The sequence below is a fragment of the Clostridium sp. ZBS2 genome (assembly GCF_023845855.1).
Classification (GTDB): Bacteria; Bacillota; Clostridia; order Clostridiales; family Clostridiaceae; genus Clostridium; species Clostridium aquiflavi.
Window position 1 is genome coordinate 106389 of record NZ_JAMQIF010000004.1, and the last position, 15637, is coordinate 122025.

Annotated in this window: 11 protein-coding genes; all 11 read left to right on the top strand. The window is 26.5% G+C overall.

The genetic code is table 11. The features are described from left to right. Positions 1 to 538 precede the first annotated feature (538 nt). The 11 genes from nifV (at position 539) to NG918_RS17070 (ending at position 15599) form a co-directional block, all read left to right on the top strand. A complete protein-coding gene (gene nifV, locus NG918_RS01780) occupies positions 539 to 1693 on the top strand; it encodes a homocitrate synthase (RefSeq protein WP_252216031.1) in 1155 nt (384 codons plus the stop codon). A gap of 62 nt (positions 1694 to 1755) precedes the next feature. Next, positions 1756 to 3678 carry an aconitate hydratase gene (locus tag NG918_RS01785; RefSeq protein ID WP_252224225.1) on the top strand — a complete coding sequence of 641 codons (1923 nt, stop codon included), beginning with the start codon at positions 1756 to 1758 and terminating at the stop codon, positions 3676 to 3678. Positions 3679 to 3902: 224 nt separating this feature from the next. After that, the gene (locus tag NG918_RS01790; protein ID WP_252216025.1) at positions 3903 to 6155 is read left to right on the top strand and encodes a bifunctional diguanylate cyclase/phosphodiesterase; all 2253 of its coding nucleotides are present in this window, start codon (positions 3903 to 3905) and stop codon (positions 6153 to 6155) included. 265 nt (positions 6156 to 6420) lie between these two features. Continuing rightward, a complete protein-coding gene (nrdG, locus tag NG918_RS01795; RefSeq protein ID WP_252216022.1) occupies positions 6421 to 6930 on the top strand; it encodes an anaerobic ribonucleoside-triphosphate reductase activating protein in 510 nt (169 codons plus the stop codon). Positions 6931 to 7105: 175 nt separating this feature from the next. Continuing rightward, the gene (locus NG918_RS01800) at positions 7106 to 7714 is read left to right on the top strand and encodes a DNA-3-methyladenine glycosylase (RefSeq protein WP_252216019.1); all 609 of its coding nucleotides are present in this window, start codon (positions 7106 to 7108) and stop codon (positions 7712 to 7714) included. Positions 7715 to 8473: 759 nt separating this feature from the next. Next, a complete protein-coding gene (locus NG918_RS01805; protein WP_434062236.1) occupies positions 8474 to 8758 on the top strand; it encodes a transposase in 285 nt (94 codons plus the stop codon). A gap of 363 nt (positions 8759 to 9121) precedes the next feature. After that, positions 9122 to 10513 carry an MFS transporter gene (locus tag NG918_RS01810; protein ID WP_252224230.1) on the top strand — a complete coding sequence of 464 codons (1392 nt, stop codon included), beginning with the start codon at positions 9122 to 9124 and terminating at the stop codon, positions 10511 to 10513. Next, the gene (locus NG918_RS01815; RefSeq protein ID WP_252216007.1) at positions 10507 to 12165 is read left to right on the top strand and encodes a glycoside hydrolase family 3 protein; all 1659 of its coding nucleotides are present in this window, start codon (positions 10507 to 10509) and stop codon (positions 12163 to 12165) included. Before NG918_RS01810 ends, NG918_RS01815 begins: the two co-directional genes overlap by 7 nt. Further along, positions 12159 to 12806 (top strand): beta-phosphoglucomutase, encoded by a 648-nt coding sequence (pgmB, locus tag NG918_RS01820; protein WP_252216004.1) that lies wholly within the window; start codon positions 12159 to 12161, stop codon positions 12804 to 12806. Before NG918_RS01815 ends, pgmB begins: the two co-directional genes overlap by 7 nt. 71 nt (positions 12807 to 12877) lie before the next feature. Next, positions 12878 to 12991 carry a TipAS antibiotic-recognition domain-containing protein gene (locus NG918_RS01825; protein WP_252224234.1) on the top strand — a complete coding sequence of 38 codons (114 nt, stop codon included), beginning with the start codon at positions 12878 to 12880 and terminating at the stop codon, positions 12989 to 12991. Positions 12992 to 13112: 121 nt separating this feature from the next. Then, positions 13113 to 15599: a GH39 family glycosyl hydrolase gene (locus tag NG918_RS17070; RefSeq protein ID WP_252216000.1), complete on the top strand. Its 2487-nt coding sequence runs from the start codon at positions 13113 to 13115 to the stop codon at positions 15597 to 15599. Positions 15600 to 15637: the final 38 nt, after the last annotated feature.

The window sequence follows — 15637 nt, forward strand, 5'->3', positions numbered from 1 at the left end:
ATTGAGACAAGCAGTAAATGAGACAAGACTCATTAAGTATTCTCAAAGTCCAATTACAATGCCACTTTACCTATTGCATATATCAACACACATTTAAAACAGAGCCAAAAATTAAAAACTAATTAAATAAAAAAGCATTAAATGTGAATGAATATACTAAAAAGTATCTTCATTACATTTAGTGCTTTTTTTATATAAATAAATATATTTTAGTAGAGTGTTGATATATGCATACGTGTAAAATGAACATAGTAATTTAATAAAGTATAGTACATACATTTTTAAGTTTAATCACGATGAATCTCATTGTTATGTAATTTCATTAAATGAATAATTTCAAAAAAATCTTGCAATAAATTATAATTTTTCATATAAATTACCTTATATGACAAGAAATATTGAAGGAGAATGGTCTCTTTGCTGCAAAAATAAGAAAATTATCATTCCATTATATGTATACATGGTGTATAATGATAAATAAATAAAAATTAAGTAGTAAAAGCAATAGGTAATAAACAAATATTAAGGGGGAGTTAAAATGTCAGTTAAAAATATAAATACCAATAAAGAAATTAATATAGTTGATACTACTCTTAGAGATGGGGAGCAAACAGCAGGCGTAGTTTTTGCTAATGCTGAAAAGATAGCAATTGCAGAAATGTTAAGTGAACTTGGAGTAGATCAATTAGAAGTTGGTATACCTACTATGGGTGGAGATGAAAAGGCTGCAATAAAAGAAATTGTTAAAAGAAATTTAAAGCCAAGCATAATGGCATGGAATAGAGCTGTTATTGGTGATATAGAACAATCAATAGACTGTGGCGTTGATGCAGTAGCAGTATCTATATCAGTATCAGATATACACATTCAACATAAACTAAAAACATCAAGAGAATGGGTATTAGAAAATATGGTTAAATCAGTTGAGTTTGCTAAAAAGAATGGACTTTATGTATCAGTTAATGGAGAAGATGCGTCAAGAGCTGATCAAGATTTTTTAATAGAATTCATTCAAGCAGCTAAACAAGCTGGAGCAGATAGATTTAGATATTGTGATACTGTAGGAATTATGGAGCCTTTTAAAATTCAAAAAAGAATTAAGGAGCTTTATGAGACTACTAATTTTAATATAGAAATGCATACACATAATGATTTTGGTATGGCTACTGCAAATGCTATAGCAGGACTTGAAGGTGGAGCTACACATGTTGGAGTAACTGTTAATGGCCTTGGAGAAAGAGCAGGAAATGCTGCATTAGAAGAGGTAATTATGGCATTAATGATTGTATATGGATATAAGGGAGACATTGATACAACAATGCTTAAAGATCTTTCTCAATATGTATCTAGGGCATCAGGTAGAGAACTACCAAAGTGGAAAGCCATAGTTGGAAGTAATATGTTTGCACATGAATCTGGAATTCATGCTGATGGAGCTCTTAAAGATCCAACTAATTATGAAGCATTTGATCCAGCAATTGTAGGATTAGAAAGACAAATAGTTATTGGAAAACATTCAGGACGTGCTGCAGTTGAAAATAAATTTAGGGAATATGCAATAGAACTTACTAAAGATGAAGCCACAGGAATATTAGAATTAGTTAGATCAACATCTGTTAGATTAAAAAGATGTCTTTTTGATAAAGAGGTTGTTCAATTATATAAAGAATATAAAAGAATTAATAAATTATAAAATATCAACATCTACCTAAAAGTAATAGAATTAAACCATAAGCAATAATAGGGGGAACAAACATGGGAGATAATTTAGTTTATAAAATTTTAAAAAATCATATCGTTGAAGGAAATTTAAAAACAGGAGAACCAATTTCTATTAAAATTGATAAAACATTAACTCAAGATTCAACTGGAACAATGGCATATCTTCAATTAGAAGCTATGGGAATAGATAGAGTAAAAACTAAGAAATCAGTGGCATTTATTGATCATAATATGCTTCAACAAGGATTTGAAAATGCAGATGATCATAAGTTCATTCAAACAGTAGCATCAAAATATGGAGTGTATTTTTCAAAGCCTGGAAATGGAATATGTCATCAAATATTTTTAGAAAGATTTGCAACACCTGGAGATACATTAACAGGTTCAGATAGTCATACACCAACAGCTGGTGGAGTTGGAATGCTTGCAATGGGAGCTGGTGGATTAGATGTTGCTCTTGCAATGGGTGGTGGTGCATATAATATAAATACACCTAAAGTTGTAAAAGTTGAACTTAAAGGGAAGCTAAATAAAATGGTGGCTGCAAAAGATGTGATTTTAGAAGTACTTAGAATATGTACTGTAAAAGGTGGCGTTGGAAAAGTATTTGAATATTGTGGAGAAGGAATTAAAAGTTTATCAGTGCCAGAAAGAGGTACAATAACTAATATGGGAGCTGAACTTGGTGCTACAACATCAATATTCCCTAGTGATGAAAGAACTTTAGAATTCTTTAAAGCACAAGATAGAGAAGACGATTGGCTGGAATTAAAAGCTGATGAAGATGCTATATATGATGAAGAAATAGTTATAAATTTAAATGATTTAAAACCATTAACTGCAAAACCTCACAGTCCAGATAATGTTGTAACTGTTGAGGAAGCCGGAAAGATTAAAGTCGACCAAGTGTTTATAGGAAGTTGTACTAATTCTTCTTATGAAGATTTAATGAAGGTTTCAAAAATATTAAAAGGAAATAAAGTACATGAAAATGTAAGTTTAGTTATTGGACCAGGATCTAGACAAGTTATGGAGATGATTGCTAGAAATGGAGCTTTAGCAGATATAATTAGTTCAGGAGCAAGAATACTTGAAAACTCTTGTGGACCATGTATTGGAATGGGTCAAGCACCAGGAACTAATGGGATATCATTAAGAACTGTAAATAGAAATTTCTATGGTAGAAGTGGAACACTATCAGGACAAATATATATTGTAAGTCCAGAAACAGCAGCAGTTTCAGCCATTAAAGGGTGTTTAACTGACCCAAGACAAATGGATGTAGATATAAAGGTTGATATGCCTGAAAAGTTTATCATAGACGATTCTATGATTTTAGAACCTGCTAAAACTAATGAAGAAGTTGAAGTAGTCAGAGGTCCGAATATAAAACCATTCCCAATAAATAAGGCACTTGGAGACAAAATAGATGGTAAAGTGTTAATAAAAGTAGAAGACAACATCACAACAGATCATATAATGCCTTCTAACTCAAAATTATTACCATTTAGATCTAATATTCCTTATCTTTCAGAATTCTGCTTTAATACAGTAGATACAGAATTCCCTAAGAGAGCTAAAGAATTTAATGGAGGGTTTATAATAGCTGGAGAAAACTATGGACAAGGTTCAAGTAGAGAACATGCTGCATTAGCACCTTTATATTTAGGAGTAAAAGCAGTTATTGCTAAATCATTTGCTAGAATACATAAAGCAAATTTAATAAACAATGGAATAGTACCAATTGAATTTAAGGATTCTTCAGATTATGAAAAAATAAATTTAGTTGATGATTTATTAATAGAAAATATAAGTGATAATTTAAATAATGGAGTATTAAAAATTAAAAACTTAACTAAAAATAGTGAATTTCAAGTTTTAGTTAAATTAACATCAAAAGAAATAGATGTTATAAAAGCTGGTGGAAGATTAAATTATGTAAAGCTTAATTCATAGAAAAATTAATTTATATCAACACTTTGCTGAAATATAACCTATATAAAAAACGACTTTCTTAAATAAAAAGAAAAATTTAAGAAAGTCTTTTTTTATTTTAATACAAGTTTATATGAAAATATGATAAAATATGGATATACAATAAATTACAATAATTTAAATTACTTGAATTTTTCTTTGTAGAACCTTTGAAGTAGTGATATTAAGAGTTAGGGGGTAAATATATGAACAATAAGTTTAAAAGTAATATTTTTGCCTATATTATACCAATTACTGTTATTGTTATGTTAATAGCCATTGGATTTTCTGTATGTATAATAGAAGTTAAAGAAGTAATAAATAAAGGCAATAAATCTGTTATTGTAAAAGCATCAGAAAATAATTCTATGTTCATAAATTATACGTTAAATGATAATATACAATATATGAAGCACGTGTCGGGTATTTTTAATGAATTAAACGATTTCAAAGAAGAAAATGTTATGGACATTTTAAATTTGGAAGAAAGAAAAGATTTTTTAACAACAGGAATTATAACTTCGGATGGAATTTTAAATTGTATTGATGGTTCAATTAATGATATTAGTAACAAGGATTATTTTAAAAAATGGGAAAAAACTAATGAAGATGTTTTGACAATAGATACTGATTTAAAAACTGGCGAAAAAGTATTCATATATGTAACATCATTACTCCATAATGATAAAATTAAAGGGGCTTTATATGGAACCATATCATTTAAGGATATAGAAAAATTATTTATATCAAATTCTAAATTTTATCAACAGGTTGAGACATACATACTAGATAAAAATGGGGATATATTAATAGGATCAGGTGATCTATTTAATATGTTAAACGATAGTAATATATTTTCATATCATGATTTAGATGATATAGAAATATTAAAAGATGATTTAACTAATAATAGAGATGGTGCTGTATTTATTACATTAAATAAAAATAAGTATATTTTGTCATACTCTAAAATAAATGACTTAAAGGATTATTATGTCTTATCTTTAATAGAGGCATCCAATATAAATGAAAAACAATATCTAACATCCTTAATGACTATGCTAGCGAGTTTTGTTATACTAATATTTTTAATACTTTTAATTTATATAAATTTTTATAGAAATAGAAAAGAAAAGTTAATTAAAGACATAGCATTTGTTGATGATATTACTGGAGGAAAAACTCTAACTAAATTTAAAATGGACATAAAAGAAGTCTTGGAAGAGAATATGAATTCGTCATATGCACTGGTGGAATTTGACATAGTTAGATTTAAAATTATAAATGATATATGGGGATATAAAACCGGGAATTTATTATTAAAATATATATCTGATATTTTGAAAAATAAATTATTGTATAAAGAAATGTTTTGTAGAGTAAGGGATGATTTATTTATATTGCTATTAAAATATAAAGATGAAAATGATATTATAGATAGAATTAATGCATTAGATAATAGTATGAGGTTTTTTGATAATGGAACTAAGGAAATTCCAAACTTCTCTCTTTCATATGGGGTATATGTTGTAGATGGAACAGAAGAAGATATAAATAAAATGATTGATAATGTAGCTTTTGCTAGGGAAACATCAAAAAGTGATTGTAATGAGTTTATAGGTTTTTATGATATAGAGCTTCAAAGTAAGTTAATAAAGCAAAAGCAAATAGAAGATGTTATGTATAGTGCATTAACCAATAGACAATTTGAATTATATCTTCAACCTAAGTATGATATAAAATTAGAAAGTTGTATTGGAGCAGAGGCACTTGTAAGATGGAACAATCCTGAAAAAGGATTAATAAATCCTATAGATTTCATACCTTTGTTTGAAAAAAATGGATTTATAGTTAATTTAGATATGTTTATTTTTGAAGAGGTATGTTCAAAAATAAATGAATGGAAGCAAAATAATATTAAATTAATTCCTATTTCAGTAAATATATCAAGAATTAATTTGAAAAATGTAGATTATTTTATAAAGAATGTAAGCAGAATATTTAATAAATATGATATAAATCCAAATTTAATAGAGATTGAAATTACAGAGAGTGCAATATTTAATCATTATGATAATATGTTGCAAGCATTGCTTAGATTAAAAGCAATGGGATTTAGTATATCATTAGACGATTTTGGGACAGGTCTTTCTTCACTTAATATATTGAAAGATTTACCTATTGATACAATAAAACTTGATAGAGAATTCTTAAATAGTAAGGATAGTTCTAAAAAAGGTGAGATAGTAATAGCAAATATTGTGAGAATGGTTAAAGAATTAGATTTAAATGTAATCTGTGAAGGGGTAGAAACTCATGAACAAGCAGAATTTTTAAGTGAAGTAGGATGCAATAATGCTCAAGGATATTTATATGCAAGACCTATGCCAGTAAAAGATTTTGAAGAGAAGGAACTAACATTAGGGTTAATTCAAGATGTTATTTTAACAAGGCCTTAATATATGTATAAGGGAAATTGGACAGAATAAAATTCCATTTTGCATATTTCATATATTAACACATATTTAAAATAGTTTCTTTAATTACAAGTAATAAATGAAGTGTTTTTGAAAAGCTTACTAAATATATATAATTTATTATATATATTAGTAGCTTTTCTATTTTTTTTGTTTTAAAGCTAATATTATATTTCCTATATTTAAGGGATAGATATATAATGAATCTTAAATATAGATATAAGAATTTTAAAGGAAGTGTATTATTTTGGATAAAAAAATAAGATTATCAGGTATAGCGTATGAAAGTTTAGTAAATGGTCCAGGAATTAGAAGAGTATTTTTCTCACAAGGTTGTAATCATAATTGCAAGGGATGCTTTAATCCAGACACTCATGATTTTAATGGTGGAGAAGAAAAAAATATAGATGAATTAATAGAAGATGTTTTATGTAATCCAATGATTAAAGGAATTACTTTTAGTGGAGGAGATCCATTTGAAAGAGCAGATCAATTTTCTTATATGGCAAAAATTTTTAAAGAAAATAATAAAAATATTTGGTGCTATACAGGATATACATTTGAATATATAAATGATAATTTAGAAGGCAATAAAGGTTGGAAAGACTTAATAAATAACATAGATGTATTAGTGGATGGAAAATTTGAAGAAAATAAAAAAGAAGATGGATTAAAATTCAGAGGATCATCTAATCAAAGAATAATAGATGTAAAGGAAAGTTTAAAATCGAATAAAGTAGTTATTTTTGATATTTAGCGTATGCTTTAAGAATTTGTTTATATTGTAGTATAAAGCACATAGATTGAGTAATTTACTTTAAGAACACCAAAATATAAACATTCATTTTTAATGTAGATTTATAATAAAATATCAAAAATTAGTTATAATAAAACTTTAGAATGAGATTTTAAATAGGGGATGTGATGAGTGATTGATTTTAAATAGGGAATTTTATAAAAGAGATGCTTTGGAAGTAGCTAAAGATTTATTGGGTAAAATTTTAGTAAGAGAGATAGATGGTGTTATTTTAAGGGGAAAAATAGTAGAAACTGAAGCATACATAGGGTCAATTGATAAAGCATCACATGCTTATAATGGAAGAAGAACAGAAAGAACAGAGCCGCTATTTAAAGAAGGCGGAATAACTTATGTATATTTTATATATGGACTTTATCATTGCTTTAATGTAATAAGTGGAGAAGATGATGATGGGCAGGGAGTTTTAATTAGAGCATTAGAACCATTAGATAATTTTGATTATATTTCTTTAAAGAGGTTTAATAAGAAGTATGAAGAATTATCTACCGTTAAGAAGAAAGAATTAACTAATGGACCTTCAAAGTTATGCATGGCTTTTGGTATAGGTAAAAAAGATAATTATAAAGTGCTTTATGAAAAAGGTGATTTATATATAGAAGATAGTTATGATCATTATGAAATTGTTCAGACAACTAGGATAGGAATAGATTATGCTGAGGAAGCAATAGATTTTCCATGGAGATTTTATATAAAAGATAATAAATATGTATCTAAAAAATAATGACATGTTTTAAAAAGTAAATTTATGTTGTAGTATAAAGCTCGTGGACTGATGAATTTACTTTAAGAATTCTAAAAATGTAGATTAGTCTAATTAATGCGTGTTCCCAATGGAACATTGTGACAAGCAATTAATTCAACAAATATACATTAAGAAGTTCTAAAAAGTAAATTCCAATGCCACTGCGCCATTATACTACAACATAAATAATTATTTAAAATATAATTGAAAAGTAAACCATAAATAAGAAAACTCTTCATTATTATATAATGGAGAGTTTTCTTCGTAAATAAATAATTCATATTAGTATAACAATAAACATTATACTAGTTTAAGGGGACTAATGATTATTATGATTTTGTGGATACATTTATATTATGGACAAGCGAAAAAATTTTATACATTAATAGAGAAAAATTAAAAAACTTTTTTATTTTTAAAAATATCCCTCTTTATTTGTACGGAATAAAACCGAAGGGAAATGTATTTTTAGATGAAGCTAAGAAAATACCTAAATTATTTGAAATTGAAACTCTTAATATTCTTGGTATAGATGAAATACATATACAGAGAGAAGGTAAGAGCCGTAAACAGGCATGGACTTTGATATGTAATAGAACACCATACTGTTATAGATATGCTTAGAGATAGAAATAAGGCTACTATAATAGATTTCTTTAGTGGCTATCTCAGATGATTTAACAATCTATAATGATACTGCAATGACAGTTAAGAACTGGGGTAGAGAAATATTTAATTATTTTTCATATGGTAGGCATTACTAATGCTTTTATTGAAGGTATTAACAATACTATTAGGGCAATTGAAAAACAAGGTCGTGGATATGACTTTGATATACTAAGGGCAAAGACCATATTCTTTATTAATCATAAGATAATTAAGACAAGTTTCAAAACAGATGCTGTGCTCTACTCACAATCATTTATCGAGGAGGAACTTAAAGAATTATATACTATAAAAGATAGAGATTATGGTGTTGATTTTAAAGACCTAACACAAGCAATAAATGAAGGACTACTTTAATGTAGTCCTTCATTTATACTATTGGTAATATTTGTTTCCACTATGAAATTAGAAGAGCCAAAAAATTATGTTAGACAAATTGCTAAGAATTATAACTTTATAAAAATAACCAAGATAAATTAACACTCGCTGTTGATTTATAAGTACATAAATTACAATCTTAAAATTAACTTAGATTTTATAAATATTTTTACAAATTAAAGAAATAACAAAAATCTGTAACAAAATAGCTACAGATTAAACTTTTTTAAAATGAAAACTTTTAAATAGATAAAAAGCTATAGCTAAGAAGTAGATAACTTGAGAGATTTTCGCAAAAAAAAAACTTATAATTGTCTTGTATTAATGAGAGGAGTTGTATTTATGTTAAATTCTAAAAAAATTAACCGTTGTTTTGCAATGGGAGGTCTCGGGCAAAATTTAGTTTATGCTCTAATGTCGGCATTTTTATTTTTCTTTACTGAAGGAGTTGGTTTATCAGCAGCTACTATTGGTACACTTTTATTTGTAGTTCGTATTTATGGATTGATTGTTGATCCAATTATAGCTGTAATAATAGAAAAAACAAACACTAAATGGGGGAAATATAAGCCATATATTATTTCTATGCCTCCTATTATAAGTATTTTACTTATTGCACTATTTTTTAAACCAAATTTAAGTCCAGGAACTCATATTATTTATGTATACGTTGTAACGATACTTTTTTGGACTGCTTACGCATTCTTTGATATTGCTTTTTGGTCAATTATTCCAGCTATTACTAAGAATGAAAATTTCCGCTTTAAACTTCTACAAAGCATCAAAATAGCTTCGGTTTTTGCAATATTTGGATTTGGAATAGCTCAGATGCCATTAGTTGATATATTAGGTAACGGAAGTTATTTAAAAGGATTTTTTCTTTTAAGTATAATTTTAGGAAGTTTATTTTTAATTTTTGGTCTTGTGTTATCTAAAGAATTATTTTCAAATGAATCTCTTAAGGACTTGGGTTTAAGTAAAACTTCTGAAATTAAAGATAAAAAAGTCAAGAAAAATAATAAACTTAAACTATCAGATATGATAAAAGCTCTTTTAGCTAATTCTCCATTGATTAATGTAATTTCAGCTAAATTATTCATATACACAGCATTATACATAAAAACAAATCTATTAATTTATTTTTATAAATTTTCTCTTGGAAATGATAAACTTGGCTCTTTTTCAAATTTAATTGCTTTACCTGTCACATTAATTTTAATAGCTATATCTCCTAAACTATTAAAGAAATATGGTAATAAAAAGGTTATGTCATATTTTTTAGGTATTAGTGTAATAATTTCATTTATATACATAATTAATTTTAAAGTGTCTTATTTCTATATCATAATTGATGGATTATCAAGTGCTATTGTAGGTATGTATTCATTAGTTATTACTAATATGGTAGTTTCTACGGTGGAGTATGGTGAATGGAAAACAAACACAAGACTTGAAAGCGTAATTCTTTCTACTAATACTATTAGCTCTAAATTAACCTCAGGTATGTCAGCTGCTATTAGTGGATGGATTTTAAATGGAATAGGATATATACCTGGTAAGGTTCAAAGTGTAGAAACATTATCTAATCTTCATAATGCAATTGTATGGATACCTGTTGTAGGTTATGGAATAGCAATTATTATTTTATCAAGATACAAGCTTACTTCAGAAATGTATAACAATATAGTTAAAGACTTAGAAATCAGAAATAAGGAGAGTAAACAAGCGTGTTAGATTTAGAATTATTAAAAAAACAACCATTTAATTTGGATAAAAATCAAATTGAAGGTATTAAGGATAAATTAAATAAAATGTCATTAAAAGAAAAAGTAGGACAATTGTTTTTTCTAATGCATAACATTGAAATTACAGAAGAACAACTTATTGAAACTATTCAAAAAATTCAACCTGGTGGAATCATGTTAAGGCCTGTAACTAAAAATTTAGCAAAAGAAGTTATAGAAATAATTAATAGTAATAGCAAAATAAAGCCTTTTATTTCTGCTAATTTAGAAAATGGTGTTAATGGTATTTTAAGTGAAGGTGAAAGTTTTGGAAGTGCTATGCAAATTTCAGCTACTAATGATTTAAATCTTAGTTATGAAGCGTCACACTATATAGGATTAGAAAGTTTTAAATTAGGTTTAAACATGACTTTTTCGCCTGTTGTTGATTTAAATGTTAATTATTTAAATCCTATTACTGGGACTAGAGCTTTTGGTGATAATACTTCTCGTGTTAAGTCTTTTTCAAAGCAGTTTTGCAAAGGATTAGAAGATGGTGGGGTTATTCCAGTAATTAAACACTTTCCTGGAGATGGTAAAGATGATAGAGATCATCATGTGTTACCTTCAGTAAATGATATGACTTTAGAAAAATGGAATGAAACTTATGGAAGTATTTATAAAGAATTGATTGATTCTGGTGTTCTTTGTATAATGGCAGGTCATATACTTCTTCCTTGTTTTGAAAGAAGTATAGATAAATCTATAGAAGATAAAGACTTAAGACCTGCTACATTATCTAAACATCTACTTAAAGATTTATTAAGAAAAGAGTTAAAATTTAATGGATTAATTATTACTGATGCAACACTTATGGGTGGTTTTAATTCATTTGCTACAAGAAAAGAAACTTTAATCCAATGTGTTAATGCAGGTTGTGATATGATATTATTTACTAAAGATTTGAAAGAAGACTTTTCAGCTATCCTTGAAGGTGTTTTAAGTGGTGCAATTTCAGAAGAAAGACTAAATGAAGCAGTTCTTCGTATTTTAGGAATTAAGGAATATTACAACAATTTAAAAAAAATTTCTAATGGTGAAATTAAAGATTATAAAGATTTATCAACAGAAATTTTTGATAAATCAATTACTCTTGTAAAGAATAATGAAAATATTTTACCAATCCTTCCTGAAAAATATGAAAAAGTTTTATTTATTCATTTAGGAAACGAAACCAAAAGTAAAGCAATCTTTTCAGAAGAACTTGAAAAATCAGGTTTTAAAGTTACTGTATTAGATAATAATAAACTTGACTTAGAGTTAATCATTGGTTCTATTGAAAAGTTTAAAAATAAATATGATATTGTAATATATGGAGTCGATTATCAGACTAAAAGTAATCAAACTTCAAATAGAATTGAATGGGGAATGCCTTTTGCTCAATTTATGCCATGGTTTGTTAAAGAAATTCCTGTAGTTATAATATCGCTAGGTAATCCATTCCACTTGTGTGACGCGCCACGTATACCAACTTATATAAATGCGTATAGTAATCAAAAAGCAAATATTGAATTGGTAGTAAAAAAGCTTATAGGTAAAAGTGAATTTAAAGGAATCAGTCCTATAGATCCATTTTGTGGGAGGTTTGATACTAGATGTTAATTAAAGGAGTTATTTTTGATTTAGATGGAGTAATTACAGATACAGCTGAAGGTCATTATAAAGCTTGGAAAAAGCTTGCTGATGAAATAGGTGTTTCTATATCTAGAGAATTTAATGAAGGACTTAAAGGTTTATCGAGAGAAGATTCTTTAGAATTAATTTTAAAACAAAATAATAAAAGTTCTAATTATACAAACGATGAAAAAATTAATTTGCTAGATAAGAAAAATAAATATTATTTGAATTGGATTTCTAATTTATCTAAAGAGGACATATTACCTGGAGTTGTAGTTCTTCTAAAAAAACTTAAAAATGCAGATATAAAAATAGGATTAGCATCTGCAAGTAAAAATGCACCACTTATATTAGAAAAATTAGATTTAACATCTCTCTTTGACATTATTGCAAATCCTGAACTAGTATCAAAAGGAAAGCCTGATCCTGGAATATTTCTTTTAGCAGCAAAAGAACTAAATTTACAGACAAAAAATTGTGTTGGAATTGAAGACTCATCAGCTGGAATTAAAGCTATTAATGATGCAGGCATGTATTCTATAGGGGTTGGAAACTTTGACTATTTAAAAGAGGCCAATTGCAATGTAAATTCATTGATTGAAATTGACTTAAAAAATATACTTTAACATTTTTAAATTTTGTTATATATATAATTTAAAAATGAAAGGTTTTATAACTGTACAAATAAGATTGTACAATGCTAAATTTGATTCATATCGGAGATGAACGTTTTAAGGAAAACATTGATTATAATGAAGAAGGAACAGCAAAATTCATTTCAAAAGCAAGTACAATTTATTGCACAAAATGATCATATCTTTGTTAAGTATTCTTATTTATCTTAAAGTTGCGATAGTTTATATTTTGCACTATTATTGGTTTATATATATTATGTTATATTGAAAAACTTATTTGTTTAGGAGGGATTTTAAGTGTTTTATGAAAATATTGACATACCAACACACCACAAAATTCCATATAAAGTTTTTATTCACAATTTAAAAATAGTCCCTTATCATTGGCATGATTTTTTAGAGATTATTTTAGTTCTTGATGGATCTATTGAATTAAATGTAGAAAATGAAATTGTGGAACTTCATAAAGATGAAATTTACATTGTAAACAGTTTTTATAGGCATTCTGCTAAGGCTATATCTGAAAAAAATATTGTTTATACTCTTCAAATAAAAGAAACTTTGCTAAAAAGTGAAATTAAAGATTTAGATACGATGGTTTTTAGTGTCTTAGAAAATACTAATTCAAATGATCTGTTTTTGCTTAAAAAGTATCTTTCTAAGCTAGCTTTATTAGATATTAAAAAGAATGATAATATTGATCTTTTGAGAAAGATAACAATTTTAGAAATATTAAATATATTAAAGCAACGTTTTTCTATAAATAATAAAGATAAGAAAGTATTATCATCTCAAGGGAAAACTTTAGATTTTATACTATATATTAATGATAATATTTCTAAGTGTTTTTCTTTGAATGATATTGCAAAAGAGTTTAATATGAGTCCAGCATATTTATCTAAGCTTTTCAAGAAAGAAACAGGTATCAATATTATGACATATGTAACTATTTATAGATTGCAACTTGCCTGTTCTGATCTTGTTCTTACTAATAAAAAAATTAGTGATATAGCTTTTGAAAGAGGATTTAATTCTATTAGCACATTTAATGAACGTTTTAAAAAATACTTTGAAATTTCTCCTAAAGATTTTCGTAAAAATAATAAGCAGGATGTATTATTAGAAAAGAATGTTGTTTCATCTGCTTTATTTAACTATATTAACTTAATTTCAACAAATCCTTTTAATCAACTTTTTGAATATGATAAAGAAAATATAATAGAAATACCTCAAAATATACCAGCTTCAGATTGTAAAATGATTACAGTAAATACAGACGAAGAAAATGGACAATATCCATCAAATTTAACAAAAATGATAGGAATTGGACGTGCTAGCGATTTTCTAAATGTAAATATACAGGACCAACTTATTGCTGCAAAAAGTGAAGTGGGATTTAATCGTGTAAGATTTCATGGAATATTTTCAGATAATCTAATGGTTTTTTCATTAAAGGATGGAAATCCTCAGCTAAATTTCCGTTATATTAATCTTATTTTTGATTTTTTTGTTTCCAATGATATTATACCTTTTATTGAAATTGGTTTTATGCCTAAAGATTTAGCCTCTGGTAGTGAAAGTATATATCATTGGAATGCAAACACATCTGCTCCTAAAAATTTAGAACATTGGACATATTTAGTAGAATCATTTGTTAAACATCTTGTTAATCGTTATGGTAAAAAGAAAGTAGAAACTTGGGATTTTGAAATCTGGAATGAACCACATTTAGATGGATACTATTGGCACAAATCACAAGAAGAATATCTTGAATTTTTTAAAGCAACATATATTTCTATAAAAAATGTAAATTTAAATCTTAAGGTTAGTGGATTTAGTGGCACTAGTTGGTCCGTTTTAGATACTAATTGGACAAAAAATGCCTTTGATTTCTTAGAAAAAAATAATATTATTCTTGATAATTTTACATATCATCTATATCCTATTCAATGGAATATAGATGAAACTTATTTTGAACATTGGAATGCTGATAGAAAAGGAAGGTATTGTTATGCAGAATCTAGCTATATTTTAAAAAGTGTAGAGAAAATTCATGAAACAGTTAGAAATTCTAAATGCATTAAAAAGAGTAACTGTATAATAACTGAATGGAATTCGTCTTCAGATCCAAGAGATTTATTGCATGATACAGCTTTTATGGGATCTTTTATTGTTAAAAATGTAATTGACTGTATTGGATACGTAGATGTTATGAGTTATTGGACACTATCAGATATATTTGATGAACATATCTTATCTTCTGATACTTTTCATGGTGGATTCGGATTGATAACAGTGGAAGGAATAAAAAAGCCAGCTTACTATGCTTTTAAGTTTTTAAATGATTTAGAGTCTATTATTCTTTATAAAGATGAGAATATGATTATTACAAAAGATAATCATGAAAATTTTCAAATTTTAATTCATAATTTTCAAGAATACGATCAATTATATAAAAGTTTTAATACATCTCATATAAATTTAAAAAATAGATATAGTGTATTTACAAATGAAAAAAGTAAATTTTTTAAAATAGTCCTTAACAATATCTTTGGAAAATACTCTATAGTAAGAGAAAGAGTTAATAGAAACTTCGGCTCTGCTTTTGATAATTGGATTAATTCAGGGGGAGAAAATTTAACATTAGAATATGAAAAATATTTAAAAAATATATCTATTCCTAAAATGGATTTTGGGGAAAGAACTATCCAAGGTGAATTGACGCTTACTGTTGATTTAGAAGTACATGAAATTACAATATTAAAACTAACTCCTATTTTATAAATAGTTTTTATTAAGTACATATTAAAAATCTGTAACTA

What these genes read in the sequence shown, in the direction of transcription:
- NG918_RS01825 (WP_252224234.1), top strand. Translation starts at nt 12,878, where the DNA reads ATGCTAAATTTGATTCATATCGGAGATGAACGTTTTAAGGAAAACATT.
- NG918_RS01785 (WP_252224225.1), top strand. Translation starts at nt 1,756, where the DNA reads ATGGGAGATAATTTAGTTTATAAAATTTTAAAAAATCATATCGTTGAA.
- NG918_RS01810 (WP_252224230.1), top strand. Translation starts at nt 9,122, where the DNA reads ATGTTAAATTCTAAAAAAATTAACCGTTGTTTTGCAATGGGAGGTCTC.
- pgmB (WP_252216004.1), top strand. Translation starts at nt 12,159, where the DNA reads ATGTTAATTAAAGGAGTTATTTTTGATTTAGATGGAGTAATTACAGAT.
- NG918_RS01790 (WP_252216025.1), top strand. Translation starts at nt 3,903, where the DNA reads ATGAACAATAAGTTTAAAAGTAATATTTTTGCCTATATTATACCAATT.
- nifV (WP_252216031.1), top strand. Translation starts at nt 539, where the DNA reads ATGTCAGTTAAAAATATAAATACCAATAAAGAAATTAATATAGTTGAT.